The organism is Haloarcula sp. Atlit-7R (assembly GCF_003666065.1).
In the GTDB taxonomy this organism is placed as follows: Archaea; Halobacteriota; Halobacteria; order Halobacteriales; family Haloarculaceae; genus Haloarcula; species Haloarcula taiwanensis.
This window is the reverse complement of sequence record NZ_QXIK01000020.1, coordinates 17,651-42,851: the sequence shown is the minus strand read 5'-3', so window position 1 is coordinate 42,851 and position 25,201 is coordinate 17,651. Positions and strand designations below refer to the sequence as shown.

The 25,201-nt window shown below is 57.5% G+C and carries 31 protein-coding genes and 2 pseudogenes; 13 read left to right on the top strand and 20 right to left on the bottom strand.

The window, feature by feature from the left end; translation table 11 throughout:
* Positions 1 to 231 precede the first annotated feature (231 nt).
* The 5 genes from D3D01_RS20935 to D3D01_RS24355 form a co-directional block, all read right to left on the bottom strand.
* A complete protein-coding gene (locus D3D01_RS20935; RefSeq protein WP_121513618.1) occupies positions 232 to 594 on the bottom strand; it encodes a hypothetical protein in 363 nt (120 codons plus the stop codon).
* Positions 595 to 732, bottom strand: a complete 138-nt coding sequence (locus tag D3D01_RS24365) for a hypothetical protein (RefSeq protein WP_199725541.1) — start codon at positions 730 to 732, stop codon at positions 595 to 597.
* A gap of 361 nt (positions 733 to 1,093) precedes the next feature.
* Positions 1,094 to 1,264 carry a hypothetical protein gene (locus tag D3D01_RS24360; protein ID WP_004592295.1) on the bottom strand — a complete coding sequence of 57 codons (171 nt, stop codon included), beginning with the start codon at positions 1,262 to 1,264 and terminating at the stop codon, positions 1,094 to 1,096.
* Between the two features lie 34 nt (positions 1,265 to 1,298).
* A complete protein-coding gene (locus tag D3D01_RS20930) occupies positions 1,299 to 1,697 on the bottom strand; it encodes a type II toxin-antitoxin system death-on-curing family toxin (RefSeq protein WP_121513617.1) in 399 nt (132 codons plus the stop codon).
* A gap of 296 nt (positions 1,698 to 1,993) precedes the next feature.
* A complete protein-coding gene (locus D3D01_RS24355) occupies positions 1,994 to 2,149 on the bottom strand; it encodes a hypothetical protein (RefSeq protein WP_164734786.1) in 156 nt (51 codons plus the stop codon).
* A gap of 545 nt (positions 2,150 to 2,694) precedes the next feature.
* Between D3D01_RS24355 and D3D01_RS20920 the strand changes: the two genes are divergently transcribed.
* On the top strand, positions 2,695 to 3,618 hold the full coding sequence (locus tag D3D01_RS20920) for a sulfite exporter TauE/SafE family protein (RefSeq protein ID WP_121513620.1): 924 nt from the start codon (positions 2,695 to 2,697) through the stop codon (positions 3,616 to 3,618).
* Here the strand turns inward: D3D01_RS20920 and D3D01_RS20915 are convergent.
* Positions 3,499 to 4,503 carry an arsenic resistance protein gene (locus D3D01_RS20915; protein ID WP_121513616.1) on the bottom strand — a complete coding sequence of 335 codons (1,005 nt, stop codon included), beginning with the start codon at positions 4,501 to 4,503 and terminating at the stop codon, positions 3,499 to 3,501. The genes D3D01_RS20920 and D3D01_RS20915 overlap by 120 nt on opposite strands.
* A 189-nt stretch (positions 4,504 to 4,692) precedes the next feature.
* Here D3D01_RS20915 and D3D01_RS24350 point away from each other — a divergent pair, with 189 nt between their 5' ends.
* On the top strand, positions 4,693 to 5,055 hold the full coding sequence (locus tag D3D01_RS24350; RefSeq protein WP_007189785.1) for a hypothetical protein: 363 nt from the start codon (positions 4,693 to 4,695) through the stop codon (positions 5,053 to 5,055).
* 312 nt (positions 5,056 to 5,367) lie between these two features.
* On the opposite strand, the gene D3D01_RS20905 is transcribed toward D3D01_RS24350, so the two are convergent.
* The gene (locus tag D3D01_RS20905; RefSeq protein WP_004965224.1) at positions 5,368 to 5,550 is read right to left on the bottom strand and encodes a hypothetical protein; all 183 of its coding nucleotides are present in this window, start codon (positions 5,548 to 5,550) and stop codon (positions 5,368 to 5,370) included.
* Positions 5,551 to 5,672: 122 nt separating this feature from the next.
* Between D3D01_RS20905 and D3D01_RS20900 the strand changes: the two genes are divergently transcribed.
* The 4 genes and pseudogenes from D3D01_RS20900 to D3D01_RS24975 form a co-directional block, all read left to right on the top strand.
* Positions 5,673 to 7,127 carry a cytochrome ubiquinol oxidase subunit I gene (locus tag D3D01_RS20900; RefSeq protein WP_121513615.1) on the top strand — a complete coding sequence of 485 codons (1,455 nt, stop codon included), beginning with the start codon at positions 5,673 to 5,675 and terminating at the stop codon, positions 7,125 to 7,127.
* Positions 7,120 to 8,121, top strand: coding sequence for a cytochrome d ubiquinol oxidase subunit II (locus tag D3D01_RS20895; protein ID WP_121513614.1), 1,002 nt, complete (start codon positions 7,120 to 7,122; stop codon positions 8,119 to 8,121). Before D3D01_RS20900 ends, D3D01_RS20895 begins: the two co-directional genes overlap by 8 nt.
* A 2-nt stretch (positions 8,122 to 8,123) precedes the next feature.
* On the top strand, positions 8,124 to 8,327 hold the full coding sequence (locus D3D01_RS20890; protein ID WP_225308222.1) for a hypothetical protein: 204 nt from the start codon (positions 8,124 to 8,126) through the stop codon (positions 8,325 to 8,327).
* A 184-nt stretch (positions 8,328 to 8,511) separates the two neighbouring features.
* A pseudogene (locus D3D01_RS24975) lies at positions 8,512 to 8,811 on the top strand (transcriptional regulator); the annotation flags it as partial.
* A gap of 120 nt (positions 8,812 to 8,931) precedes the next feature.
* On the opposite strand, the gene D3D01_RS20880 reads toward D3D01_RS24975, so the two are convergent.
* From D3D01_RS20880 to D3D01_RS24895, 8 genes are all read right to left on the bottom strand, one after another.
* A complete protein-coding gene (locus D3D01_RS20880; protein WP_121513612.1) occupies positions 8,932 to 9,156 on the bottom strand; it encodes a hypothetical protein in 225 nt (74 codons plus the stop codon).
* A gap of 684 nt (positions 9,157 to 9,840) precedes the next feature.
* Positions 9,841 to 11,589, bottom strand: coding sequence for a b(o/a)3-type cytochrome-c oxidase subunit 1 (locus tag D3D01_RS20870; RefSeq protein WP_007189790.1), 1,749 nt, complete (start codon positions 11,587 to 11,589; stop codon positions 9,841 to 9,843).
* A gap of 1 nt (position 11,590) precedes the next feature.
* Positions 11,591 to 12,106, bottom strand: a complete 516-nt coding sequence (locus tag D3D01_RS20865) for a cytochrome c oxidase subunit II (protein ID WP_004965248.1) — start codon at positions 12,104 to 12,106, stop codon at positions 11,591 to 11,593.
* 1 nt (position 12,107) lies between these two features.
* On the bottom strand, positions 12,108 to 12,611 hold the full coding sequence (locus D3D01_RS20860; RefSeq protein ID WP_233563547.1) for a halocyanin: 504 nt from the start codon (positions 12,609 to 12,611) through the stop codon (positions 12,108 to 12,110).
* Positions 12,612 to 12,884: 273 nt separating this feature from the next.
* A complete protein-coding gene (locus D3D01_RS20855) occupies positions 12,885 to 13,661 on the bottom strand; it encodes a sulfite exporter TauE/SafE family protein (RefSeq protein ID WP_049919341.1) in 777 nt (258 codons plus the stop codon).
* A complete protein-coding gene (locus D3D01_RS20850; RefSeq protein ID WP_004965258.1) occupies positions 13,661 to 13,858 on the bottom strand; it encodes a hypothetical protein in 198 nt (65 codons plus the stop codon). The genes D3D01_RS20855 and D3D01_RS20850 overlap by 1 nt, the downstream gene beginning before the upstream one ends.
* A 79-nt stretch (positions 13,859 to 13,937) precedes the next feature.
* Positions 13,938 to 14,816, bottom strand: a complete 879-nt coding sequence (locus D3D01_RS20845) for a sulfurtransferase (RefSeq protein ID WP_049919335.1) — start codon at positions 14,814 to 14,816, stop codon at positions 13,938 to 13,940.
* Positions 14,817 to 14,957: 141 nt separating this feature from the next.
* Entirely contained in the window at positions 14,958 to 15,080 is a 123-nt protein-coding gene (locus D3D01_RS24895) for a hypothetical protein (RefSeq protein WP_004965263.1), read from the bottom strand.
* Positions 15,081 to 15,231: 151 nt separating this feature from the next.
* Here D3D01_RS24895 and D3D01_RS20840 point away from each other — a divergent pair, with 151 nt between their 5' ends.
* Complete coding sequence (locus D3D01_RS20840; RefSeq protein WP_050007711.1) at positions 15,232 to 15,948, top strand: helix-turn-helix domain-containing protein; 717 nt, start codon at positions 15,232 to 15,234, stop codon at positions 15,946 to 15,948.
* 350 nt (positions 15,949 to 16,298) lie between these two features.
* On the opposite strand, the gene D3D01_RS20835 is transcribed toward D3D01_RS20840, so the two are convergent.
* Positions 16,299 to 16,760: a ferritin-like domain-containing protein gene (locus D3D01_RS20835; protein WP_004965268.1), complete on the bottom strand. Its 462-nt coding sequence runs from the start codon at positions 16,758 to 16,760 to the stop codon at positions 16,299 to 16,301.
* A 432-nt stretch (positions 16,761 to 17,192) separates the two neighbouring features.
* Between D3D01_RS20835 and D3D01_RS20830 the strand changes: the two genes are divergently transcribed.
* The 5 genes and pseudogenes from D3D01_RS20830 to D3D01_RS24345 form a co-directional block, all read left to right on the top strand.
* Complete coding sequence (locus D3D01_RS20830) at positions 17,193 to 17,489, top strand: DUF6516 family protein (protein WP_121513610.1); 297 nt, start codon at positions 17,193 to 17,195, stop codon at positions 17,487 to 17,489.
* A 24-nt stretch (positions 17,490 to 17,513) separates the two neighbouring features.
* The gene (locus D3D01_RS20825) at positions 17,514 to 17,921 is read left to right on the top strand and encodes a hypothetical protein (RefSeq protein WP_121513609.1); all 408 of its coding nucleotides are present in this window, start codon (positions 17,514 to 17,516) and stop codon (positions 17,919 to 17,921) included.
* Between the two features lie 125 nt (positions 17,922 to 18,046).
* Entirely contained in the window at positions 18,047 to 18,406 is a 360-nt protein-coding gene (locus tag D3D01_RS20820; RefSeq protein ID WP_121513608.1) for a helix-turn-helix domain-containing protein, read from the top strand.
* A complete protein-coding gene (locus D3D01_RS20815) occupies positions 18,406 to 18,744 on the top strand; it encodes a type II toxin-antitoxin system PemK/MazF family toxin (RefSeq protein WP_115862241.1) in 339 nt (112 codons plus the stop codon). The genes D3D01_RS20820 and D3D01_RS20815 overlap by 1 nt, the downstream gene beginning before the upstream one ends.
* Before the next feature lie 413 nt (positions 18,745 to 19,157).
* A pseudogene (locus D3D01_RS24345) lies at positions 19,158 to 19,349 on the top strand (hypothetical protein); the annotation flags it as partial.
* Positions 19,350 to 19,759: 410 nt separating this feature from the next.
* Here D3D01_RS24345 and D3D01_RS20805 read toward each other — a convergent pair.
* From D3D01_RS20805 to D3D01_RS20795, 4 genes are all read right to left on the bottom strand, one after another.
* Complete coding sequence (locus D3D01_RS20805) at positions 19,760 to 20,158, bottom strand: PIN domain-containing protein (RefSeq protein WP_121513606.1); 399 nt, start codon at positions 20,156 to 20,158, stop codon at positions 19,760 to 19,762.
* A gap of 893 nt (positions 20,159 to 21,051) precedes the next feature.
* Positions 21,052 to 21,819, bottom strand: a complete 768-nt coding sequence (locus D3D01_RS20800) for an IclR family transcriptional regulator (protein ID WP_121513605.1) — start codon at positions 21,817 to 21,819, stop codon at positions 21,052 to 21,054.
* Between the two features lie 257 nt (positions 21,820 to 22,076).
* Positions 22,077 to 22,238, bottom strand: coding sequence for a hypothetical protein (locus D3D01_RS23815; RefSeq protein WP_157829453.1), 162 nt, complete (start codon positions 22,236 to 22,238; stop codon positions 22,077 to 22,079).
* Between the two features lie 115 nt (positions 22,239 to 22,353).
* Complete coding sequence (locus tag D3D01_RS20795) at positions 22,354 to 23,388, bottom strand: galactitol-1-phosphate 5-dehydrogenase (RefSeq protein ID WP_121513604.1); 1,035 nt, start codon at positions 23,386 to 23,388, stop codon at positions 22,354 to 22,356.
* A gap of 346 nt (positions 23,389 to 23,734) precedes the next feature.
* Here D3D01_RS20795 and D3D01_RS20790 point away from each other — a divergent pair, with 346 nt between their 5' ends.
* On the top strand, positions 23,735 to 25,177 hold the full coding sequence (locus D3D01_RS20790) for an extracellular solute-binding protein (protein WP_007190035.1): 1,443 nt from the start codon (positions 23,735 to 23,737) through the stop codon (positions 25,175 to 25,177).
* The last annotated feature ends 24 nt before the right edge of the window (positions 25,178 to 25,201 follow it).

Sequence of the window (25,201 nt, the reverse complement as noted above, 5' to 3'; positions counted from 1 at the left end):
TCTTGGGGCTATCCACACGGTTCTGGTTTATGCAGCGTGGATTCCCTCCGCAAATAATGTTTGGTGGGATTTTCCTAATTACTGGAGCAGAAATCTTCAATTTGCAGTTTGAGGTTGAGTTGACTACTTTTGTCTTATCACATATTGTGTATACGCTCGGATTCTGGATAGCAGCGTTTCTTTTCGTCAGTTCAGTCCGCAACTCAAACCGCACCCACAGACGCTAAGTTGTCAGAAGAGGCCGAGCAACCTTTTGAAGCGGCCTGTGATACTGGACGTCGCGTTGATCTCGATCTCGACAAGACACGAACACAGTAGCAACAGTTCGCCACACGCGGGGCACTCCTCGTAGTCGCACAACCGATGATGTATCTCGCCGTGCTCGACACCACAAGCAGGACACGACTGGTCGCGCCACCGTTTGAGGTCGACGGTAACGGTCCGTTCGTTTGTCTGGAGGACTTGTAGCTTGTACGTGAGATACTGTCTCCCCCCGCCCCACGGAATCGGGTCGAAAGCCTGCCCGTCGATATGGTAGCGTTTCTGTACACATGCCGACGCCGACTGTGGCCGACGGCAGTCGGGACAACACATCTACCTGTCACCCCGGGGACGGCCCTGAAACACCTCGCCACTCGTCTGTGCTCGTCGGTGCTGGGAACGAATGTCCGGTCGGTCGCCGGCTTCGGTGTCTGGAGACTGTTTGTCGACGGACTGCTGTTCGGTGCTCATGTTCGAGAACCCCCTCACCCACCGGGGGGAACAAAATTGCTTCCAGTACCGCCGTTAGACCGGCATCACTACAGCGGTTCGACCCACGCAGGAGCAGCGTCGTGTATGCCACGGAAACCCAAGTTGTCGGCAGCCTCGACAAACACGACCACGTCGCCGACGCAACACGAGCATAGACCACGAAACGCAGATGTGCGCGACGATTGTGCTGTGCTGTCGTATTGGAAGCAACCGCTATCGGCGTGGAGAGTTCAAGATGGGTTGGTCCTTCTACGAGAGGGCAAAGGCGTTCACAAAAGGCGACCGAGCAGCTACTAGTCGCGAACGACGCTGGACACGAAAACGCAGAACGTGGGGATTCTCACTCGTTTTCGAGCGCTGCGTAGATATCTGCGTGGCGACGTCCATCGAGCTTCCCCATTTCAAGCGCAATCTCGCGGCGTTCGGCGTCGCTTTCGGCCGCCTGATATCGCTCGTACAACTGACGGACTTCCTCGTCAATCGCCGTCGAGGAATCGGTGCTAGACGCCATTTCTCTATCTATCATTATCCAGTGTATCGGTTTATCAGTTGCGGCGAGCACATGCCCGGAAGTAGATGACTGCAGTGTCTACGTCGACTGTGGTTTCGCCGGTCGCAAACCGGTGTAAGAGCGCTCGAATTTCATCACCGTACTCAAACGTGTATCCGTTCAGCATGTAGAAAACGACCACTGTTCGGAGTGCCGTTCGCTTGTTTCCGTCGACGAACAGATGCTCCGAAACGAGTAGTCGCATCAAATGGACCGCCTTTTGATGGATCGTCTCAGGCACTTCCCCGAAGAACCCCTCCGAAACGTACTGTAGTGCGGATGCAATCGCGTCCTCTGACCGGACCCCCGGTTCCGTGATGTCGCCTTCTGCCACGACTTGGTCGTGGAGCTCAAGGATGAGTTCAACAGAGGGATACGCGAGATCGTCAGTCACAAGCCCGACTTTTGCATGCTCCTCGTTAACCGTTTCTCAACTGTCGAGGTTGAGTCTCTCTTGTGGGGCCTACTGGCAGTCGGGACAACACATCTACCTCTCACCCCGTGGACGCCCCGCAAAAACCTCGCCACTGGCCTGTGCCTGCCGGTACTGAGTACGAATGTCTGGTCGGTCGTCGGCTTCGGTGCTTGGAGACTGTTCGTCGACGGACTGCTGTCCGGTACTCATGTTCGGGAAACCCCTCACCCTCTCGGGGGGACACAAAATACGGGCGAGTACGCGACCGACAGCACTCAGGCCTCTGCGACGTCCCAGACAGAGAGATGACCGGTAGAACAGACGCCGGCGTGACGCCCGACAGCCATGCACGGCCCGTACTCTCCGTCGACACACGCGATGCGCTCGGCGTCGAAGATCGGCGCGTCGCACTCGTCGGTTCTGCAGGTCATATACTGAGACGAGTCACTGGACATCACGCATCGCCCGCCATCGCTTGGTGACGGAGCTCACTTTCGTCTGGTAGATCCCAGCCGTGGTACTCGCGAGCGATGTGGCGTGCTCGCTTGACGTTGCCCACGACGCCGGCTTCTGGAGACTACTGTGCCTCAACACGCTCTTTCAAAAACTCAGTTACGATTAGTTAGATTTCCGCTACTAACTGGGTGTCTGCCGGTGCTACACACCATATTCCATATGAAAATCTGGAGTGTTTTGTTATAGATTATATAACAAGTCGTCACTCCCAATTCCACTTCTACTCCGAGGCTGGCCATTATTCTCCCGCCAAGGCCATCGTCGACGAGAAACCCGGCGTGACGTTCGAACGTATCGACCCCGCAGAGTCCGATCGGATAGCAGCCTATGACTTCCGCCACCTCTCGCTCACCTTCCTCCGGAACCTGGCCGGCGTCGTTGACCAGGCCTATCAGACCGAACGTCCGGACTGCCGGTGCTGGCACTCGTCGGCCTGCTCGGCGGCACACACTGCATCAGAATGTGTAGGCCGCCGATCGCTATCTACGCGGACTGGATGGCTGAAGACGGGCGCGACGACATCCTCTCGTTCCGGAAAATCAGACAGCACGCAGTGTTCAACTTCGGACGCACGGCCCCCTGCACCCTGCTAGACGGTGTCTTCGGGCTCGCTGGCCAGCTGGCCTTCGTGAGTGTCCGGGCGGTGACTCTCGTCGCGACGGGGGTCCGCGCCCTGACGGGTATCGCCGTGGATCTCACTGTCACCGTCGCCGTCGTCGGTACCAGCTACGTCACCGGTGGCGGAGTACGGTCCGTTCCGCCCCCAGGTGTCGAACGCATCGCGAGCTTGGTGCGGGCGGCCCTGCTCTCGTGGATGGACAAGTGGGTGGGCGACTACCGCATCGCCGGGCTCGGTGCCGTCCACGAGTTCCTGCCGTGTCCACTGCTGTACCTGGTGTACCTGTACGCGTTCGTACAGGGGTCTGCACTGGGCGGAATGGCAGCCCTCGATGCGCTGGGGCTCGGGACCGTTCCGGCCGTCTTCTTGACCGTGACGGTGTTCGAGGGGCTGTACATCGGTGGCCGCCAGCGACTGCACCGCATGCTCGGTGTCGCCTCCGCCGCGCTGGCTACATCCAGCTCCAGCACAGCCTGGCCGCACTCGGTTTCACGCTTCCGGCCGTCCCGCTACCACACTTCCAGCTGTGGTGACCGACCACGCAGTACATCGCTGTGGTCGGGAATGGACCGCCCGACGTGCCCCGCGGACACAGCGACTGTCGGCTGGAAGCGGCGTTCCGAGTATCACACGCCACACCGGGGGTCATACCAGCCTGGCGGCGGCTTCCCGGAGGGAGAGCCCCTCATCGACGATGTCGCGGCGGTAGTGCATGTAAAGGACCCCCAGCGGCGGCTGGAGGATGTACGCGAGTGCAATGGGTAGGACGGCCCCGGTCGGTAACGTCTCGGCGGCGACGACGACGGCGACGGCGATAGAGAGGTTCCGCATGCTCGTCGCGTACACCAGCGCGACCCGCTGTCCGTCGTCAAGGAACACGCTCCCCAACCCCGAGCCGACGGCCACGACGGCCACGTAGAACAGGACGAGCGGGAGGACGACACTGGCCGAAGTGAGGGGGTCGGCGAGGATCGCCCGCGACCGCATCGTCATTGCGATGAACACGATGAGCATCACGCCAAAAGAGCTGAGGCCGCCGAACGTGGGTTTCAGCTCCCTGAACCCCTCCCAGCCGTACCGACGGAGGAGGAGTCGCCGGGTGACGTTCCCCGCCAGCATCGGTACGACGACGACCTGGGCGAGTTGTCGGTACAGCGCCGTCGGCTCGAAGCCGACACTGCCCGGTATCAGCACGGACAGATATACCGGGAGTATCGCGACCGCGGCCAGCAGGTTTACAGCCATGGCGACCAGCGCCGACTCTAGGTCACCGTTGGCTAGCCCGGTCCAAGCGGCGGTCATCCCGGATGTCGGAATCAGGGCGATGAAGTAGAGCCCGACAGTGTACTCAACGTTCCCGCCGAAGAAGGCCCGGGCCAACAAGACGGCCACAAACGGCGTAAACAGGAAGTTCACCACCAGACTGAGCGCTACGGGCCGCGCGTGTGCCCGCAGGTTGCGTATCTCATCCAGATCGATGTTGATCATCATCGGATATATCATCAGAAACAGCACTGGGACGACGGCCGTCTGTAACAGTCCCCGGGTGCTCTCACCCGCCACCTGGCCGGCAGCGAGTCCGGTGACCAGCGCACCGACGACGACGTAGATGAGGTTGGCTTTCAGTGTCTCGAAGAGTCTCCGTATCATTGTTCTGAGGCGGTGTCTCGACGCGCGCTACCGGTATGCCGCCCGGCACCATAGCGACGGACGCCGTACGTAGGGAGAATCGACCATCGACACAAAAATGTTTACTTGTCACAATACAATGGGGGGAGAAGTTGGCCGTTGGCGTGTGCCAACCACAGCTATATATTTGTCTCGGGTCTTCTACTCGACATGGTAGAGACACAGTCCCGGTCGGCTGACCGCCCGACAACGTCGTTATCGACGCTTGAAAAGGGGATCGTCGTGCTGGTCGGTATCACCGCGGTGACTCACATTTATCCGGGTGTCGTCGAGGGCGCGCCGCCGCTCGTACTCGCCGGACTGGGATTTCTCGGAGGGGCGGCGCTGTACGTCCGCGGCGTCCGCAGGGACGCCCTCGCCATCGCGGCGATACCCTACACAGCCATCCAGATACCGCTATGGGTCGTGATCAAGGCCGGCAACTACACGCTCGTCGGCTACGTCGACAAGGCCGTCCAGGTGGTCCTTGTCCTCGCGCTGCTCGTCTTTGTCGTCAGACGATACCGCGACTGACTGGTCATCCCGTCCACTCGCCGCCATGGTCGTATCGTTCGTCTGACTTTCCATAGACTTGGGATTATTATACACTATTAAATCATCTGCTCGCCCACACTCAGACGGGAACAGATGACACGCAACGACAGCGGGCCGAGTTGTCGCTACGTATACCGGATGCGTGCTGCCGACGCCCTCACAGACGAGATGTATCGGTTGCTGACTGTCTGGCCTGTTTGTCGGTGATACCTGTTGTACGCACATGTCTCAACGCAGCGTTTGGTTACGGCAAGTGGCTATCAAGTCTATCTGACGGCTCGTAGCTTGGGACTAGCGGCCAACTCGATCCCAATACCTGACGAGCGCGACTCCGAAAGCGAACACGATAGCACCGACTCCGAACTGTCGCCCGACGGTGCCGAACTCGCCGTTCTGGATACCGACGATTCCCCGGACGATCATGACCGCTGTCACGACCACCACGAGTGCGAATACCGCCCACCGAGTGTCCATATCAGGATACAGGCGATTCCACCAGTAAATCGCTCCCTTGTCTTACGACAAAACTGAATCTAAGGCTTTCGCTCGATTACATTCCGATATACGGCAGCTCCGCGACCACACGGTTTCACATCATGATCGACCCAGTCATTGCAAGTCGGCTCCAGTTCGCAGTCACGACCATCGTCCACATCATCTTCCCGGTGATGAGCATGGGACTCGCCCCGTTTCTCATTTATTTCACGTGGAGAGATATCCGGACTGACGAGCCGATATACGAGCAGTTGCGTCGGTTCTGGACCAAGATTTTCGCCATCTCTTTCGTTGTCGGTACGGTTACCGGCATCGTTCTCGAGTTCGAGTTCGGGACGAACTTCGCCGCGTTCGCGACGGCGGCCGGTGAACTATTCGGCGGCCCGCTGGCCGTCGAGGGGATGATGGCGTTCATGCTTGAGGCTACCTTCCTTGGCGTGTTCGTCTTCGGCCGTGACCGGGTCGGCGACAAACTCTATTTCGTCTCCAGCGTGGCCGTTGGCCTGGGGACGTGGCTGTCGGCAGTGTGGATTCTCATCGCAAACTCCTGGATGCAGACGCCGCGTGGCTACGAACTCGTCACCGAGAACGGCCAAATGGTTGTCCACCTCGTCGACCCGCTGGCGGCGTATCTCAATCCCCGCTTTGGATACATGTTCGTCCACATGCAGAATGCGGCCGTCGAGTCAGTAGCGCTGTTCATGGCCGGTGTCGGTGCCTACTTTGTGTTCCGCCACCACGTTTGGGGCTACCCCGTAGAGAATCCACAGTTCTGGGAGGCGACGCTAAAAATCGGTCTCGTCGCGCTGCTCATCACCGCACCGCTACAGGTACTGCATGGCGATATGTACGGCCGCCACGTCGCAGAGACCCAACCGCAGAAGTTCGCCGCGATGGAGGCTGTCTGGGAGACTGAGTCGTACGTCCCCGAATACATCTTTGCCGTACCAACGAGCATCGACGGCTTCCTGAACCCGCGAGCAAAGGAACTGTTCGGCATCGGTATTCCAGGCGGGGCCTCGTGGCTGGCCAGCGGAGGTGATCCGACAGCCGAGATACGTGGGTTGAATTCTTTTGACACAGAGGCCCCGCCTGTCGCTATCGTCTTCTGGGCCTTCCGTGCGATGGTCGGACTCGGGTTCTGGTTCATCCTGCTGGCGTTCTGGGGCGGCTACCGATGGTACAAGGGCCAACTGCTCGAGGACGGTCTCCTGCACAAAGCGTTGATGGGGTCGTCTCTGCTCGGGATTCTCGCTGTCGAACTTGGTTGGATAGTCACAGAGGTCGGCCGCCAACCGTGGGTGATTCAGGATGTGATGAAAACCAGCGCGGGCGTCTCTCCGGGCTTGACCGGGACTGAGGCGACTATCACTCTTGTTGGGTTCATCGGAGTCTACACCACGTTACTGGGCCTGTACACCTACGTCATCTGGCGCATCATCCGGAACGGGCCCCCGGGCAATGACGAACTCCGGTCGGTCAAGAACGATACGCGGACACCTGACTCGGGTCCGAGTCCGAGCCAGCCGACCCCCGGGGCGGTCGACGATGATTAGCGTCGATTCGCTTGCTGCCGGCCCGCTGTTTGGGCTCCCACTGCCGGAGCTGTGGTTCGGGCTGGTGTTTACCATGCTCGCGACGTTCCTCTTTCTCGATGGGTTCGACTTCGGGGCCGGCGCGATATTCGCGCTCCTGGAGACTGACGACGAACGCGAGACAGTGCTGGCGGCTATTGGCCCCTTCTGGGACGGCAACGAAGTGTGGCTAGTGGTCTTCGGCGGCGCTCTCTTTGCCGCGTTCCCCCCGGCGTATGCTGGCCTGTTCAGTCGCCACTACCTGTTGATGTTCGGTATCCTTGGTGCGCTCATCCTACGCGGGCTCGCCCCGGAGATGTACGAACAGCGCCACGACGCGGCGTGGCAGCGGTGGTGGGGGCGGGCGTTCGTCGCTGGCAGCGTCTTCGCACCGTTCCTGTTGGGTGTGTTTGCCGGCAACTGGCTCGTCGGGGCCACTAGATCGCTGACGCTAGTCGGCCTCATCGTCGGCGTCACGCTAACGCTGCTGACGGTCGTCTCAGGGGCAGCGTTCCTGCAACTGAAGGGACGAGCACAGCTCCCCGATTCGGTGACGACCTATGGGACGGCGGCGACGGCGGGCTACCTGCTTGCTGTGGTCGCCACGCTTGGGGTACTCGGGATACGGCTTCCAGACGGCCTCTCGGCACTTCTCTCTCCGGCGATTGTGGCCCTCGTCATGCTCTCGATTGGATTGGCGGTTGGCTACACCGTCGCGCTTCAGCACGAGCAAAGCCTGCGGGCACTCGGCGCGGCAGCGGCTATGACCTACGGTCTCGTCGCTGTCGTCGCGAGACTCATGTATCCCGCCATCGACCCGGCGACGGGCACGACAGTTCGTGGAGCTATCGTCTCGACACTGCCACTGAATCTGATGACTATCGGTGCGTCGCTGCTGCTCCCGCTGGTGGCGGTGTACTTCGTAGTGCTGTACTCGGCTTTCAGCGGTCCCATCACGCCTGAGGAGGCGTACTGACCGTGGCCGGGACTATGCTGTTGTCGCGTGTCTTTGTCACTTGGATTGAGGTCATTGTCGTCGGCTTTGCCGGCGCGGCGCTGGGCGGGGCGGCCTCCGGCCCACCACAGCTAATCGTCTATCTTGCGACCGTGCTTGCTTCCGTGGGAGCGCTGCTGTACAACGTGGACAAGTTGGTACAGCAACGTATCGCCGAGAGTCGGTAAGTAGTGACATCGTTGTCACAGCTCGCGGCTCATTCACGCAGTGGCGTGCTGGCTGGACATTCAGCCTCACCGGCTCTGTTCCGCCCAGATATAGACAGTCGAGATTTTCTGTATATTTTAGTCTAGCCAAAAATATTTTTGATTTTTAGGAATATTCCTTTGTTCAGAGGGGTAAACAGTTAGTATGATACTCGTTAGCCACATTGGACTCGTATTCGTTGCCGGTCTAGTCACTGCGGTAGCCACTGGGCTGGGAGCGATCCCGTTCTTCTTTATTGACGAGTTTAGCGACCGTTGGAACGTCGCGCTCTGGGGCATTGCGTCCGGCATCATGGTGGCAGCGTCGCTATTCGGGCTGATTGGCGAGGGACTGCAGTACACCGCTGGGGGGCTTCCGACACTGATAATTGGCGGCCTCTTGACTGGAGTCGCACTGGTTGAAGTCTCTGATCGCCTGCTTGATCGGATTGATCTCGGTACGGACGACCATCCTGTGAGCAATCACGGAGACGCCCCACAAGGCAAGGGTGCTGACCCTAAAGATCCTGACACCACTCAGAGCGGGCGCGTAAGTCTGGCTTCGACCCGGTTCAATTCCGGCAGATCAGTGCGTTCGATGGTCCGATAATGCAGTAGTCTCCCGTTTGAGACCGATCGCAAAGAGTAGTATCGCACTCGGGACCAACAGGAACGCACCGAGCGCCGTCACCATGTCACCAGTTAGCAAGCCGATAACGATAGCGGCGGTGGCGATACCGGCGGTGAACAGCGCCGGCAGACAGAGACGACAGCCCAGAACCCGGCGTTTGACCGTAGTGCGTAGGGGCATACAGACATGTTCACGCCAGAAAATCCTATATCCTGTCTTGTCGAGTGACAACGGTCACTCCGTCCCAGTTATCGGCGGGGACCACCGGCAGGTCAGCCTCTGGGATCCCTGTCGCGCTTGACGGTCTCGTAGAGCGCATCACCACCGCTCAGGCTGGCTGCTTCGATACCGAGGTTCAGGACAGGGGTATAGAAGAATCGCCCCCCTGCTGCGCACATTTTCGGCAGAAATACAAGCGAATAGGATTGAGAGTAGGGGCATAGAGCGAAGCTTCACTGGCCGTGCGAACGAGCCTGCAGCCTGTGATCCGAAGGCGACCCAGTACTGACCACTCATCATATTTGTTGCATACCTGCTCCCAATGAGTGACCACAATCATATATTTGAAATCCTGTGGAGTACCGTCGTACCGCCGTAATCAAGCCTGACACGCCCGAGAGTTTGGCTGCACCTCTTCGGGAGACTGTCGAGCAATTCAAACCCTGTGCTAAACTGCAAGCAAGTGATCTAGCGCGGCGACGGCTGATGCGCATCTGCAAACGTACGGTTGAATCACTGGAAATTGGATATAACTAGGAGCTTGAACGTCCCGTCTCGTCTGGGGCGTAGCGCGTGAGTCCACACGAAAGCCATCCCAAAACAGCGATTAGGACCATTGCCCCGAAGTGAAGTAGGTAGGGTAGTTCACACGGGGAATGGTGGGGCTGCGGGGTTGAACGCGCCGTCGGCAACCATAGAGTAGATTGGGAATCCATAGGCGATGGCAACAAGGACAACGGCGATGAGGAACCAGAGTTTGACGTTGTCGAGCACCCGTGGGCTGTCCGAAGCTCCGGAGATGGGTTCGGGGAGGTGGCTGTCGACGCGCAACCGACCCCGGCCACGCTCGGCCAGCCACGTTCCGACCATCACGAGGACGAACATGAGCGCTCCAAGCGTCAGTAGCGTCCCGCCGATAGCAATCTGGAGACGCATCTCTGGCATTGAGCCCAGTACCGGCGCGAAGTCGAACTGCTGGTACTGCGGTTCGGCGGTCCGTCGGGGGACGCCGGCCAGCCCCGCTCGGTGCATCGCGTTGGACATCAGCCCCATCCCGATGAACCAGATGTACGGCTGTATCTGGGCGACGCCGTAGAACTGCAGGCGCTTGCCGGTAATCTGTGGGTAGAGCCAGTAGCTAATCGCCATCATCGTCAGGGCACTTGCCGTCCCGACGGTGAGGTGGAAGTGCCCAGGGACCCACAACGTGTTGTGGATGAGCGAGTTGATGTTCATCCCGGCATTGATGATGCCCGAGAAGCCCCCGGCGGCGAACATCATCCCGGCCAGCGCACAGCCGGCGAAGGCGGGGTTCCCCCACGGAAGCGCCTTCAGCCATCTCAGATAGCCCGTGCCACCTCGCTGGCGAGCGCCGTACTCCATGCTCGCGACGACGGTGAAGGCGGTGAGGAAACTCGGGAGCAACAGGAACATCGTGTTGGTCATTGCGATGAACTTGAACCCTTCTGGCACGCCAGGGTCGGCGTACTGGTGATGGAAGCCGACCGGCGTCGAGAGGATGAGAAAGAGAATAAAGACGACGCGAGCTAGCGGATCACTGAACAAACGCCCGCCAGAGAGCTTCGGAAGGACAGTGTACCATGCGAAATAGGCCGGCATCAACCAGAAGTAGACGACGGGGTGGCCGAAAAACCAGAACAACGTTCTTGTGAGTAGCGGGTCGACACTGTCGATGAGACCCAGGGACAGCGGCAAGAGAAAGACGAGTACCTCAACGGCGACACCGAGCGTGGCGATGTACCACATCAGCATCGTCGTCATAATCATGAACATCTGCAGTGGGATGCGCTCGTTGGGGTTGTCTTGTCGCCAGTGGTAGTAGGTGCGTATCCAGTCTGCCCCGGCAAGCCACGTCCCCACGAGCCAGGCTGCCAGCCCTGCGTAGAACAGTGGATGGGCCTGCAACGGGGCGTAGAACGTGTACAGGACGTCGGCCGAGAACGGAATCTGGCCGACCAACCCACCGAAGATGGCTGTAGCAGTCATCACTGCACCCGAGAGCATGAGGAGAAACCACCCCAGTGAGAACCCCGGTGACGGTAATCCCATGCCGAGGCTTCTGCTGGTCCCCCAAGTGAAAATTCCGGTCAGGAAGAATATCGTGAAAAACAGCGCGAGCAGAACGCCGTGGCCCGTCAGCACAGAGTAGTAGTCAGCCGAGCTGATGACTCCACGGAAGACGTTCGTCCGGTGGAGCGCCTGAACAATCCCCAAGAGAGCACCGATAGTCAATGCAGTAAACGAAACGCCCATGCAGAGACGGGTGATGCGTGCGGCGTTGGGGTACCGGTCGATGAAAGCGAGCCGGTCTTTGAGAGATGTCTCGTCTGCCTCGTACGCCTGTGGCTGCTCTGACCGGTGTGGATGTGCCATCTCAGTTCACCTCACTCTTGTTGAATTGCCCGGGTGGGACAACCTCCAGCGACCCTTCCATCGTGTGGTGGCCGCTCCCGCAGTACTCGTTGCAGACGAGCCCGTACTGACCGGGGTCGTCGAACTCTACGGTAATCGTCGCCACCTGCCCAGGAACAGCCATGGTGTTGATATTCGTGCCGACGACCTCGAAGCCGTGGACCACGTCTGTGCTCGTCACGTGGAACGTGACGGTGCTGTTTGCGGGAACGCGGACTGGGTCGCTCGTCCCGGGAACGAACAGGAACTGCTTCGCTTCGATATACACGTCGTAGTGGCCCGGTTCGCTGCCGTTGTACACACCCGGTTCTCGGAAGTTCTCGCTGGCCGTGGCGTCTGTGGGGTCAACCTGGCCACCAGTGTCATCAACCATCCCGTAGCCGGCGCCGACAGCGCCATAGGTCACAGTTCCGATGAACAGGACAATCATCGCGAGCGCGGCCACCAGCCACAGCCGTTCGAATCTGTGGACGTGCATATTATCCCACCACCGATGGCCCGTTACCGAGGAATTCGACGAAGTACATGAACAGCCACATCAGCGAAATGATGACGAAATACATCACGAGTAACAGTCCGGTCCCGACTGGGTCGAATGCGTCGTGGGCGACTGACTCGGTCTCATGTTGTGCGACGTTGGACTCAAACATTTGTCCAGTGTGCTGATTGGCGACTCGGTCTTCAGTGGCTGTTGCGGGAGAAAACGACTGCTCTGGCCTGTCTCGCCAGCTAAGGAGGTAGACCGCGCCGATGGTGAGTCCAGTGAGCCCCAGTGCCACCGCCGTTACGAACAGCCCGGAGCCACTGCCACCGCCAACGGCACCCCCACTCGCTTCCTGCGCGCTTGCAGTGCCGGCGAACCCAAGTGCAGCCACTGACGCCGCTCCTCGGAGAATCGCGCTACGGACGCGCCGACAACCAAGCAATCCGTTGCGGTCGGGTATCGACCTGTTAGTGCCTGATTGCATCTTGTTAGTATCCATGCTGTTTCGTCTGAATCGACCCGATAGAGTTGTATTCTCACTTGTCACAGGACAACTCGACGGCTCCTGTCTGCTGGCCACGGCGCCGAGGTATCGTGGTAGCCGACAGCGTCTGACGAGTCGAGCACGGCTAGCAGGCTATTCGTCACTATCAGGACGGCCATCGTTGCCTTAGACGGGATATTAGCGATGCTGCCCAATGGCCTTGACCACCGAAGCAGCGTGTGACGAATCCGGTGTCAGCACTCCACGAGCGGCTAGTCGCTCACTGAATCACCCCAACGGTTGATATATCGGAATCGATGGATGGGGGAGTTCGATACCAAAGATCATCAGTCCGTGCGAGAGCGGCAAATATCCCAGGACGAGGAATACGGCCCCAAGTGTGCGATGTAGCCTAGACTGAAACCGCGGCGACATCGAGTTGAACGCAACACCGTACCCAAACACTGCGGGGATAGTGCCCAGTCCGAGCACCGACAGTGCGAGCGCACCGTAGGCCGGCGAACCGATAGCGAAGGCGTACAGAAACGCCGGATAAAGAAGTGGACACGGGAGTATGCCGTGAACCGCACCCAACGCGATGATACGCGGACCGCCGACCCATTGGTCGATGTGCTGGTGAAGCCGTGTGCTCAGACGCCAGAATAACGACCCTGAACCAAGACTAGCGATAGCACCGGCGGTTGTCCCGGTTCGGAGATACATGCCCCCGGTCACGATAATAAACCCACCAACAGCCATTCCGGCGACTGCCCGAAGGGTGTCGGCCAGTGCGAAGACTGCTGCAGTGTCGTAGATGACGGTACCGAGCAGTCCCATGAGTCCCCCCAATAGCGCATAACTCGCCGTCCGTCCGAAATTGAACAGCAGGTGCTGGCGGATTTCGGTCCACTTGACTGGCCCGTCATCCCCTAGCTGGTCGGCGTACAGTGTGACAAGCGGCCCACACATCCCTAAACAGTGCGCCCCACCGAGCAAACCAACGATGGCGAAGACAACGAGACTAACGTCACCAGTGATAACGCCTGTCCCGTGGGTGCCGGCCATCATCGTATCCGAGACCACTCGCGCTCAAGCGTGTCGAGATCGTCTGATCCGAACATGAGGCGGACAGCGATAACGATGAGTACCGTATTGATAATCGCCAAGAAAGCAACTGGTTCGAGGGCGATAACGAACGCGGCTACGAACGGAATCGCAAGTAGCCCGACGAGGGGCAATCGCGAGGCAGGCATCGAAAGCATAGCAAATAGTCGCGTCCTCCGTGGCTTAGTTATCCGGTTGGCCTATGACAATAGTATCATGCTACGGAAATGGTCTCCGTTAGTCTGAGCCTGTTGCAATCGGGACACCGATGAGATTCCCCCACTCTGTCCACGCACCATCGTAGTTACGGACGGACGGGTAGTCGAGCAACTCGGACAGTACGAACCACGTCAATGACGACCGCTCGCCGATGCGACAGTAGACGATGACATCGCTGTCTCTATCGATGCCTCGATTTCGGTAGAGCTCCGCCAGTGTCTCGGGAGATTTGAACCGCCCGTTAGACTGGAGGTTCTCTGACCACACGATGTTCTTCGCGCCGGGGATGTGACCGCCCCGCCGGGCCGATTCCGTCATTCCAGGCGGGGCAAGGATAGTGCCGTCGTATTCTTCTGGTAACCGGACATCGACAAGTTTTGTTGGCTTTGACAGAGCCCGTTTGACAGCGCTACGATACGCTCTGACGTGTTCAAACGGGCCACGTGTGCGATATGACTGTGTCGGATAGGACGGCACAGCAGTCGTTGTCGGCCGGCCCGACTCAAGCCAGTGTTCCCGCCCTCCGTCTAGTAGGTACATCTCTTCGTGGCCGTAGTACGAAAGCATCCAGTACAGATGGGCTGCAAACCAGTTCGAGTTATCACCGTACAAGACTAGCGTCGAATCCTCTGTGATGCCACGCGCACCGAGCAGGTTAGCTAACGCGGTTTCCGACGGGATATCCCGCCGAGTCGCGTGCTGTAACTGTTGCTGCCAGTCGATACAGACCGCACCTGGAATGTGCCCCTGCTCGTAGAACGCTGTGTTGAGGTCTACCTCCACTAAGCGTAGTTCATGGGACTCAGATTCGGCCTCGTCGAGGTGTTCTTCGAGCCACGCGGGAGTAACGACAGCATTTCTCACAGACTCTATAGTTCCACTCAGCCGTGCATTCATATGCAACTCACCATTGCCAGCGACGGAGCTGGTCTATTTAAGCACATCTGACCTGTCTACATAACTCTAGCCTTGGTAGCCGACAATCATCAGCCAAGAACTAACTGTCAGACTGTGACCTACGCGGTCAGCCTTGTTTGGCTACCACGCTGCAGCGAACGTGAGCAGATCGATACCGATGATGAATAGAACGACCATGAGTGCGACAGCTATGACGACTTTGACAAACCACGGCAGAGAGCCATCAGCAGTGGTATTACTCATATTCAACCTTTGTTACCATGACGTCCTGAGATTTTCGTTGTCCTACGACAAGTAATCGGAACCAGCGTGCCCACTCTCCAGCATACCGACATGGATAGTGGTCCGATTCGAACCGAAATTGACTGTACCGTTGATGCGTAAATTACAGTAGATGCGGGAGTTCGTCTTCGAAATCCGGTACGAAGCCAACACTGACGAGTTGATGGACCTGTTCATCGAGACACCGGAGGCCCGTTCCACGACGTTCCTCTGTTCGATGGGAAACGCGCAGCTCTGGCGGTTAGACCGCATAACCGGTCCCACCTCACTCGTCGAACAAGCGACAGCACTGTTGACAGGGTCGACGTACAACCAGTTGAGTATCAGTGACCGCGCTTGTGGTGGCCGTCACTACTGTGACGTACTGGAAAACAGCCCACAGCGAAGCCTCGTCTACAGCTATTTTGAAAATCTCGTCCACTGCGATTCAATCCCGACTATCACTAACCGGTATATAACCGGGGCACTCCTCTTCGAGATTATCCGTGAAGGGGACACTGAACGCTGGCGCATCCTTATGGAGGACGATAAAAAAGTCGGTATGCTGTACGACACGTTAGGCGGTCTGCTCCAAGACGGATTGTCTTTTCACTTCGACCACGTGAGTGATGCGACTGGGCCGTTGTTCACGCTGTTTGACTCAGTTTCTATTCGGCCTGAACAGAGCCGAGTGCTTGAACTGGCCGCCGAAGAGGGATATTACGAAACCCCACGCGAAACGACCCTTGATGAGCTTGCAGCGGAACTCGATTGGCCACGCTCAACGGTTTCGTACAGGCTGCGAAAAGCGGAGGCGAGCCTCGTTGAGTCCTATATCTCGACGAAGTAATCGGTCCCAGGGTACGGTCCCTATTCTGACTGGCTCACACGTCGTTCTTGGGCCGCTTCCCCAATACCTGCGTTCGCCGAACAGTTCGGACACGCGTAGACTTCTCCCTTTGTATCACTGAACACACGCTGGAACTGTTCGGATACGTGATGACCACAGGTGGCACATTGAGGCATCGGTTAGCTTTCCATAGAGTCGTCAGTGGCAGGTCCAGGACTTGGTCGTCAGGGACCTCCACAGGCCGGTTGTGTATTACGACCGTACACCGATAGCTACGTGGTTGTCGTACGACAAACCGATACCACTCTCACTTTGAGCGAGAGAGATACCGAAACACCGCAACTATTGTTTCAGTTTTCGCTATACTCCTTCTCGAATCCACGAAATTCCGTCCGGTGGGCTTCCTCGTCCCCGAGAATTTCTACTGCCAAGTCCTCCGTAACCGGGTCGTCAGCCTCACGTGCAAGATCCACTAATTGTCTATACGTCGAAATCGCGTCTTCTTCAGCGTCGAGAACGCCCCTGATGACTGCCAGAACATCAGTCGAATCCTCAGGGGGTTGCAGACTTTCCTGCTGGGCAGTAAACTCGGCGGATCCAGGTGGTCGAGCGTCTAGTTGTTTGAGTCGCTGTCCCAGTAACTCTGCATGTGTGAGTTCTTCTAGAATATCCTCTTCGAGACTCTCTTTGATCTCTTGCGCTCGAACACCATCGAGAACAATCGAATTAGTCCTGTAATTCATGACTGTCTCCAATTCTTCTAAGTACGCGCTCTGGAGTACCGAAATCACTTCATCTGTAGTCGAGGTCATCGAATAAATGTTAGACTGGTGGAAATATAAGAATTGTATTGTCCTGTGACAAGCGTAGCGTTAGACCAAGACACCGGTACTGAGCAGGTGGACCTGCTGGACTGTTTAATAAATATCAGCGTTGACAGAACCTACACATCCCACGGAGGACACATAATAGCTGCTGAGTCGTCAGTGACGCTTATACTGGTACCAGAATGCAAGTGAAAGTTCATCACTTAGCGTTGATAGGCACTTCTGTCGCTGGTGGCATTTATGCGTGGCTGTACTTGAATAACGGCCCTGGCAAGTGTATTAATCTGCCGGCCACACACCGGGTTTCGAGTGTAAATCGGGGATGTCTGTTACGACTAATGGACAAGTCGTTATTGCTACTACTGTTAGCTTAGACCCTAACATACTTACTGTTAGGATACAAACTAACAATTATCGATGGGCGATGATGTTGTGGTGCTGGAAGATGAGATTCAAGCCTACGATGACGGGACTGTCGCTCGAGTACGCGTCCTCGAGGTGCCCGAGTCTGACCAGTACCCAGATGGCGTCAAGTACGCGTTCCACTACGGAGAGGCTGGTGCTGTGGACCCCATCATTCGGTTCGACAACCACCATGGGCCACATGAACTGCACATCGCAGGACAAGTCTTCGAACTCGAGTTCGACGGACTCCAGCCACTGTACCAAGCGTGGCGTGCTGCGCTCCCGCCCGAGAAACGCATCGACTGGTAGTACCCCTCACTCACACACGAACCCATGACCCGAACACTCCACATCACGATTGGCACGCGACCCGACCGTAGCGGCCTCGAAGATACCCTTGCAGCAATCGACGAGGGCGAAGACGTCGAAGCAAACCCGTCTCGACTGAGTATCGAAAGCCTCGCGACGTTTGGCCGTCTCTTCCGACCGACGAATCTGACACTCTTAGAGGCGATCGTCGACCACGAACCGGACAGCATTCGCGAACTCGCACGCATTGTGGACCGCCATCCGCCTGAAGTGACCGAGAACGTCCACGAACTTGCTGACTATGGGCTGATTGAACTCAAGGATGAGGGACGGGCGAAACGGCCGACCGTCTGGTACGACGAATTCGAGTTCTCTGGTGATGTCCCACTGCAGGGACTCGATACTGGCAATGATACGCCGATTGCGCCGTAAGATCACCCCTGCACCGTAGCATCTTATTTTCAACGTCGTTACTCCCAATTCCAAACTCAGATACTGCTATCTTGAGTACCGTTACATCCATTACAGCTATTACACTCGATTACAAACTACGGTGTATGCCCATTGACATCGATCGCTTCGAACAAGGATCTAGTGAGGATCTCCGTTCGGGCGGACGGACGAACGCTGAGGACATCCTCTCGTTCCTTGCGACCCATCCTGAGCAAGCGTACACACCCAAAGAAATCCACGACGCAACAGACGTTGCCCGTGGGAGCGTTGGCGTCGTTTTGTCACGGCTCGAAGACCGTGACCTCGTGCGACATCGTGGTGAGTATTGGGCCATCAGCGATGCTGCGGACGTCGAGAAGACACTCAGTGCGATGGCCACGGCCCGCGCAGCGACTGACCGCCTCGGCTCCGAAGACCCTGCCGAGTGGGGAACTGGTATCGACGAATCCGGAGACCAGGAGTGATGCCCTACGAGCAGGGTGATGTCTGGTGGGGGCCTGCGCCACACAAATCGGGGCCATCGTACCGACCCTGGGTCATCGTCAGCGACAGCTCGCATCCGTTCGCACACACGGAATGTATCGCACTCGCGATGACAACCCAGCAGCACTCCGGCGCAATCACCGTTCCAGACGACGCGTGGCTCGAGGGCGGTTCAAACGCAGATGCCTACATTTCGCCGTGGTATACGACGACGATCAAGCACCGCGACTTCGACCGCCAGCAAGGGACGCTAGAACCGTCGCTTGTCGCTGAAGCAGTGGCGGAATTACATCGATACACACCGGAACCCGACGCCTGACGCGTATCGCCGCCCAAGGGGCCTCTATTCAAACCGATGGCAACAACTGGTCGATGTCCGTGTTCCTCTGTGACTCTGTGAAAATATGGTCGATCGCAGAATCTGGAAGAAGCGATTCTGTGTGACTCACTCTCACGCTGATGCATACGCGCGCGGGTATTAAATACTAAGGGGGGAGGGGATGGATGTCGACAGTTATTGCCGCTATTTTGCTGATGTTCACTCGACCCGTTTTCGCCGAAACACTCTAGGAAACCCGGCTAGTTAACTTGACATATACGGCTATGACTGCCCTCGATTCACAGCCCACGATGCACGACCGCCAGGCCGAACTCGTCGACATGCTCGACTTGGATGAGTTTTCGGCGGACGCCTACACCTCGGCACCGTATCTCGAAGCAGCCCTCGAGGCTGGCTTCGACGTCGTCGAGAAGACGCGACAGGTCGGGCGGGCTCAGACACAAACCGATATCCTCGCGATGGATATGGCAACAGCCGAAAGGTTGCTTGAGAAACGCTACATCGGTCTCGACCTGCTGGAGAATAGCGACCATAAAGCCGCCACAGGTGGCGTCACACCCGTTGTGGTAGAGTCCACGCCCTAACCCTGTGACACACGCCGGATAGGCCACAAACCGACACTGAACCGACGCTACTGGACGCGGTGGTACGTGCCCTGCCGCTGCCGACGCCGCTGTTTGCTAGCTGCAGCAACCGGGAGCGACCTCCTGTTGTCAGGAGTGTAGTGAGTGGTCGTAACACGAACGGAGCGACCACAGCAATTCCAGTGGTCACAACAGGTGTGACTGGGTAATCTCACCACTGACCTGCAGTCCTGAGAGTGGCCCCGTGACTGGTCGCCAACTCTCTCGGCCTGCCCCTCCTCATTCACAGACGACTGTCCAGTGCCTACGGTCGGAAGCCCTCCAATTGGGTAGTCGCGAAGTCGGCACTGTGAGTAAGCGGTTGGCGATGTCAGTATCTGCATAAAGCGTGTACAGTCAGTCCCAGCAGGCTAAGACGATTCTTCAAGTACTTCCTCTGGTCGTACTGCCCCTTGTTCGACAAGTTCTCTATCAAACGAAACCAACGTTCCCTCGATTGCGTCAGCTGCTGCCAGAACAAGTGCGTCCATTGGGTACAGGAGGGTGTCAGACTGGAGTTGGTTTGCAGCTAGCATATCCGATGCGTCGGGAAACGTGACTGTCGTCCGTGAGGTGATTCGGGCTTCAATCTGGTCAACCCGATCGCGCTCGAATTGCTTTTTCTTACTGAGAACACTACGCAGTTCCATCAAATTGAGAACGGAGACATGGAGGTTCTCAGTGGTATTCAGTAGCTCGCGGGCTGCTGCTGATTGCTCACTGTCCTGTGTGACAACTGCAATGAGAATTGGAGTTCTACTACACGTTATGCTCTGTCTGAAACCGGGTTATATCATGCTGAAGTAGAGCCGACCTTCTTCTAAAAGCCAACAGCCCCCAGTGTGGCTTCAGATGTATGCTTGGTAGTGGGCTTCTTGGAACTAAGCTGTCGAACTCATACTGATGGCTAAGAATCTGGACCACCAGTGCGCCCCGACTGTTGCACACAACTGCGAGCAGGTAGCGACGAGAATTGGTACACATATCCTCATAATGGGCCAAAATATCTCTATATCCAGCATTTATCGGTAAATAGCGGATGATTGCTATATCTAACCCTAATATTGGATAAGATGGAATTGTTTTGCCGATTTATGCATTTATTGTTGACGATAGCGAGACATTTGGAAGCCACTCGCAATTTCTAAGCCCAGTATAGATGTCGCCTGATACCCGCATGGCTTTCTGAATGATTAGTTCTTCTCTAAAGAACATGATATGATCTACAGCAATAACACCCCAGAACAGTGCTTTATTTCGAAGTAGCGAGGCAGACGAGCAAGCTGTCCTGCCACTACGGTGTGGGAGGTTGCTTCCGATCTGGGTAAACACTACTCACGGTTGTGAACACATGGAAACTGAACGTCTCTGCTGCTGGGGCCCAATCGGTAGACCTGATATGCAGATATCCCACAGCCGTGCGCCATCTTTCCCGTCAATTCGGTGTCTGCTCTTGCAATCGTTATAATATAATAATCATGGTCACTATTGGTGATATTAGTTTGATAATATTTGAAATAAAATCTCCCGTACTGTTCAAATGGTTCTGGAGAGAGGTGGTAGGATTAAACGGCGCATTGGACACAGTACTCAATTGCACCAATTGAATGGTTGTCGTTGAACATATAATATAACAGTAGTACGTCTGTTATTTCTATGACCTTCAGTTTGGTGTGAGGTCGATCTGAATGGATTTCGTCGTGCTGAGGACTTGCCCAGTGATATCTTCTCTCAGGTATCGGCCGTTCAGGCGTTCAACAGGGCCAGCGATCCCCAGCGCAGCGATCCGGTTGGCACCGACATCAGGGAGCGGGGCAGCAACACCGACGATTCCCTCATACTGTTCTCCCCTGCAGAACGCGATTCCGTCGTCGCGGATTCGTCGCAGTTCCTTGGTGAGTTCATCTGGATCCACGATAGTTGCGTCAGTCGGTGCAACAAGATCCGTTTCATCGAGAACCGATTCGACGCGATCACTCGGGAGCGACGCCAGCAATGCTTTACCCATGGCGTTGACGTGAAGTGGTAATCGTTCGCCCGGGCGAAACGGGACTGACCAACCGCCCTCAGGTTCGGAGATTGACACCGGGACACCGGCCGTTTCTTCGAGGACGAACAGCATGGTTGTTTCCCCTGTTGCCGCTGCGAGATTGTCCAGTTGTTGCTTCGCCGCCTGATAGAAACGAAGTCCCTCACGCGTTCGCTCACCGAGAGCCAGTGGACGGAGCGACGCCTCATACTTCGCCCCGCGCTTGACCACGTATCCGGCCGCACGTAACGTAGAAAGATGGTTGTGGACGACGCTCTTGGAAACCCCGACGGTATTGCCAAGCTCTGTGACGCCGACAGGTTCTGTCGCGTCGACAAGTGCTTCGAGAATCGCCACGGATGTCTGGGTTGCTTCGACCGCATATTGTGGTTCGTCAGTCATTGGACATCATTTCGACTCACGGTGTAAAAAGCCTGTTCACTAGAGCAGAACAACTTTAATCATGTGAGCCAGTACCGCAGAGAATTCTGCATTATTTATTGGAATTGATTAGATTGCTACGATGCCAAAATGCCGAAATTTATACGTTCTTCTCTACAGAACGGATATGTTCAGATCGCAGCTACTTCACCAGCGTGTAGAAAACGCCTGCTTCAGGCCGGCCAGACCATTTCAGGAGCATCAACGTCGTGAACGATTCAGCGAAGCACCCAGCGACCGATATCCTCGCCAGGCCGACTCGAGGGGGACAGGAAATCCGCAGTCACGAGGCTCTCTGTCGACGAAGCGGCAAGCGTGTTGGCGAACTGCTCGGCGAAGTACGGCCCGACGAGCACGCCGTCCGGTTCGCCTGCAAGCACCGCATCAAGCGTGGCCTGAGAGTCTTCGAACCGTCGATCGCTCCAATACCGATACGGTTGTCAAGCGCCACTACGACCGCGTTTCCAGACGCAGTATCGAGGAGGTCGTACTCGCTCACTCGGAGTCCCCTGGAATGACTACTTTCTTCAACCCCTCGGCGTTGCCCATCCGTTCAAACGCTGTCGGGAGGTCGTCAAGCCCGATACGTTCAGTGATGAGAGTCTCGGCGTCGATGCGGTTGTGTCTGAGCAGTGTTATCGCTCGCTCGAAGTCCTCGGTCGTCAGGGAGAACGAGCCGCGGTAGTCGACTTCGTCGAAGAAGACATCGAACGGACTGATTTCCATCGTCTCCTCCTGATCAGGGACGCCGAAGATGAGTGTCGAGCCACCGGACGCAGTCACAGCGTTGGCCTGCTTGATTGTCGGAACGAGCCCGATAGCCTCGGCGCCGACGTCGACCGGTCCGCCGGCCGCCGCAGGGAGCGCTTCCTCGGGATCCTCTTCGTTGGGGTCGACGACGGCATCTGCGCCGAGGTCGGCAGCCAGCTCTCGTCGTTCGTCATCGAGTTCGGAGACCACAATCGGGGCAGCGCCAGCGTTGCGGAACGCTTGTAGGAGCAGCAGGCCAATCGGGCCAGCGCCGATAATACCGACACTGTCTCCAGGTTTGATGTCTGTCTGCTCGACGCCGTGGACACAGCAGGCGAGCGGTTCGGCGAGTGCGGCCCGTTCGAATGACATGTCGCCGATGTCTTCGACGTTGATCGCCGGGACACGGACGTATTCAGCGAAGGCACCGTCGAGGATGGTGTCACCGGCACCGCCGATGCTCGTGTTGTTCTTACAGAGGTGCGTCTCCCCCTTCTTGCAGTACGAACAGGCGTTACAGGGGACAGTGGGGTTGATTGCGACGCGATCTCCGACCTCGAAGCCCTCAACGTCGGCACCGACTTCCGCAACAGTCCCGGCACCTTCGTGCCCCAAGACCAGCGGAGTCTCGGCGGCGAAGGTACCGTGGTACATGTGATAGTCGGTCATGCAGACGCTACAGGCGCCGACCTGAACGAGAACCTCGTCATCCGCAGGGTCCGGTCGGTCACGCTCTTCGACCGTAATTTCGCCGACATTGGTCAACGTGCTGGCCCGCATCAGTTCCCCTCCATCGGTCGAGTCGCGGTCGTCACTACAGCAGTACCTCGGTCGTGAGTTGGTGTTGGTCGGGTCATGAGTCGTCTGGGCCGTAGCCCGTTGTCACTGGTCCAGCTAAGCTGGACGCACACAGCGGACTTAGCCTCAATCCGTACTATCGTAGTTTTCGGACCGCGTATTAAAATCTTGCCACGGTCTCCCCTAATCGGGCGACGGATGAATTCGTAGATAGTGGCGTCCCAGTACTGCATACCGTCGGATCTCCCCCAGTGAGAGGGGTATTCTACCTTACAGATGATTACCTTTATTATGGATCGGTAATTCGATAGTGATGAGGCAAACTGGCATGACCAATTCCAACAGGCGGACGTTTCTGAAAGCGACAGGTGTCGGACTACTCAGCGGTCTCGCTGGCTGTACACGGGGCGGCGATGGCTCAGATGGGAGTGGAAGTGACGGGTCAAGTGGGGGTAGTGATGGCAGCGATGGCGGAACCAACACCGACGGAAGCGACGGTGATCTCGCGATTCCGCTCAGCGAGTACGAGGACGCCGATATCGACTGGCGACAGTTCGAGGGGTCCTCGATCAACATCGGGGCCGTCCAGCACCCCTGGGTTTCGGCCATCAAACCCGCGGTCCCGGTCTTCGAGGAACTGACTGGAATCGATGTCGTCTGGAACGTCTTACCGGAGCAGCAGTTCCGGACCAAGCGCCAGACTGACGTCAGTACCGGTGCCGGGCAGTTCGACGTTTTCTACATGGACCAGGTCGTCAACCAGTTTCGTGAAGAAGGCTGGATCCAGCCGCTCGACCCGTTCTTTGACGACGGCAGCCTCTTCGACGAGGACTGGTACGAGCCTGACGACCTCTTCGAGGCGTCGCGGTGGCAGGCCCATGGTGGTGGCTACAGCGACACATGGACGGGAATGCCGATTACCGTCGAAGTCCAGACGCAGTTCTACCGCAAAGACCTCTACGACAAGCACGACTTGGAGGTCGCGGAGACGCTCGAACAGTTCCGACAGAACGCCCAGACCATCCACGAAAACGAGTCGGACGTCGTCGGCACCGTCGGCCGCGGCGACAAGGGCTACGGGATGAACATCTACATCCTGAACACGTTCCTGCGAGAGTTCGGCACCTCGCTGTGGACCGAGTTCCCGACAGACTCCGGCCTCGACTCCGACGGCGTCATCGACGCCGCCGAGTGGTACGTCAGCCTGCTCCAAGACTACGGCCCGGAGGGCGCGTCGACACAGACGTGGTCGGACGTGCTCTCGACGATGCAGGAGGGCCGCGCCGGCCACATCGTCGCCGACGCAAACCTGTTCTGGCCCGGACTCACCGGCTCTGACTCCTCGGTCGCTGACAGCATCGGTATCGCGAAGGCTCCCAGCCCGGCTGACGGCCAGTTCTCGCCCAACGCATTCAACTGGCAGATCTCCACGTCCAAGAACGCACAGAACTCCGAGCAGGCGTTCCTGTTCATGGTGTGGGCGTCCTCACAGCCGACCAACACCTGGATGCACGTCGAGGGCGACGCCGCGTTCTCCGTCCGACAATCCGTCTGGGAGAACGACGAGTTCCGCTCGCGCGTGGGCGAGAACTTCGCGCAGGTCACGCTCGAATCCCTGCAGGAAGCGGCGCCGGACCCCTTCGACCGGAAGTACCCGCAGTGGGGCCAGCGCTACTCCGAGGAACTGCAGCGCGCAATAGCCGGCCAGAAGTCCGCTGAGGAAGCGATGACTCAGGCGGCGTCCATCGCGGAAGACATCTACAGCAATTAACTCTAAGCCACACCTGCGCCAAAA

Coding starts and splice junctions, on each gene's coding strand:
- D3D01_RS20790 (WP_007190035.1), top strand. CDS start 23,735: ATGACCAATTCCAACAGGCGGACGTTTCTGAAAGCGACAGGTGTCGGA.
- D3D01_RS20905 (WP_004965224.1), bottom strand. CDS start 5,550: ATGGACACTCGGTGGGCGGTATTCGCACTCGTGGTGGTCGTGACAGCG.
- D3D01_RS20935 (WP_121513618.1), bottom strand. CDS start 594: ATGTGTTGTCCCGACTGCCGTCGGCCACAGTCGGCGTCGGCATGTGTA.
- D3D01_RS20880 (WP_121513612.1), bottom strand. CDS start 9,156: ATGCCCCTACGCACTACGGTCAAACGCCGGGTTCTGGGCTGTCGTCTC.
- D3D01_RS20800 (WP_121513605.1), bottom strand. CDS start 21,819: ATGACTGACGAACCACAATATGCGGTCGAAGCAACCCAGACATCCGTG.
- D3D01_RS20915 (WP_121513616.1), bottom strand. CDS start 4,503: ATGATACGGAGACTCTTCGAGACACTGAAAGCCAACCTCATCTACGTC.
- D3D01_RS20865 (WP_004965248.1), bottom strand. CDS start 12,106: ATGCACGTCCACAGATTCGAACGGCTGTGGCTGGTGGCCGCGCTCGCG.
- D3D01_RS20855 (WP_049919341.1), bottom strand. CDS start 13,661: ATGGCCGGCACCCACGGGACAGGCGTTATCACTGGTGACGTTAGTCTC.
- D3D01_RS20840 (WP_050007711.1), top strand. CDS start 15,232: ATGCGGGAGTTCGTCTTCGAAATCCGGTACGAAGCCAACACTGACGAG.
- D3D01_RS24360 (WP_004592295.1), bottom strand. CDS start 1,264: ATGGCGTCTAGCACCGATTCCTCGACGGCGATTGACGAGGAAGTCCGT.
- D3D01_RS20870 (WP_007189790.1), bottom strand. CDS start 11,589: ATGGCACATCCACACCGGTCAGAGCAGCCACAGGCGTACGAGGCAGAC.
- D3D01_RS24365 (WP_199725541.1), bottom strand. CDS start 732: ATGAGCACCGAACAGCAGTCCGTCGACAAACAGTCTCCAGACACCGAA.
- D3D01_RS20850 (WP_004965258.1), bottom strand. CDS start 13,858: ATGCTTTCGATGCCTGCCTCGCGATTGCCCCTCGTCGGGCTACTTGCG.
- D3D01_RS20835 (WP_004965268.1), bottom strand. CDS start 16,760: ATGACCTCGACTACAGATGAAGTGATTTCGGTACTCCAGAGCGCGTAC.
- D3D01_RS20895 (WP_121513614.1), top strand. CDS start 7,120: ATGATTAGCGTCGATTCGCTTGCTGCCGGCCCGCTGTTTGGGCTCCCA.
- D3D01_RS20845 (WP_049919335.1), bottom strand. CDS start 14,816: ATGAATGCACGGCTGAGTGGAACTATAGAGTCTGTGAGAAATGCTGTC.
- D3D01_RS20825 (WP_121513609.1), top strand. CDS start 17,514: ATGACCCGAACACTCCACATCACGATTGGCACGCGACCCGACCGTAGC.
- D3D01_RS20815 (WP_115862241.1), top strand. CDS start 18,406: ATGCCCTACGAGCAGGGTGATGTCTGGTGGGGGCCTGCGCCACACAAA.
- D3D01_RS20830 (WP_121513610.1), top strand. CDS start 17,193: ATGGGCGATGATGTTGTGGTGCTGGAAGATGAGATTCAAGCCTACGAT.
- D3D01_RS24895 (WP_004965263.1), bottom strand. CDS start 15,080: ATGAGTAATACCACTGCTGATGGCTCTCTGCCGTGGTTTGTCAAAGTC.
- D3D01_RS24355 (WP_164734786.1), bottom strand. CDS start 2,149: ATGACCTGCAGAACCGACGAGTGCGACGCGCCGATCTTCGACGCCGAG.
- D3D01_RS24350 (WP_007189785.1), top strand. CDS start 4,693: ATGGTAGAGACACAGTCCCGGTCGGCTGACCGCCCGACAACGTCGTTA.
- D3D01_RS20795 (WP_121513604.1), bottom strand. CDS start 23,388: ATGCGGGCCAGCACGTTGACCAATGTCGGCGAAATTACGGTCGAAGAG.
- D3D01_RS20860 (WP_233563547.1), bottom strand. CDS start 12,611: ATGGATACTAACAAGATGCAATCAGGCACTAACAGGTCGATACCCGAC.
- D3D01_RS20820 (WP_121513608.1), top strand. CDS start 18,047: ATGCCCATTGACATCGATCGCTTCGAACAAGGATCTAGTGAGGATCTC.
- D3D01_RS20900 (WP_121513615.1), top strand. CDS start 5,673: ATGATCGACCCAGTCATTGCAAGTCGGCTCCAGTTCGCAGTCACGACC.
- D3D01_RS20920 (WP_121513620.1), top strand. CDS start 2,695: ATGTGTAGGCCGCCGATCGCTATCTACGCGGACTGGATGGCTGAAGAC.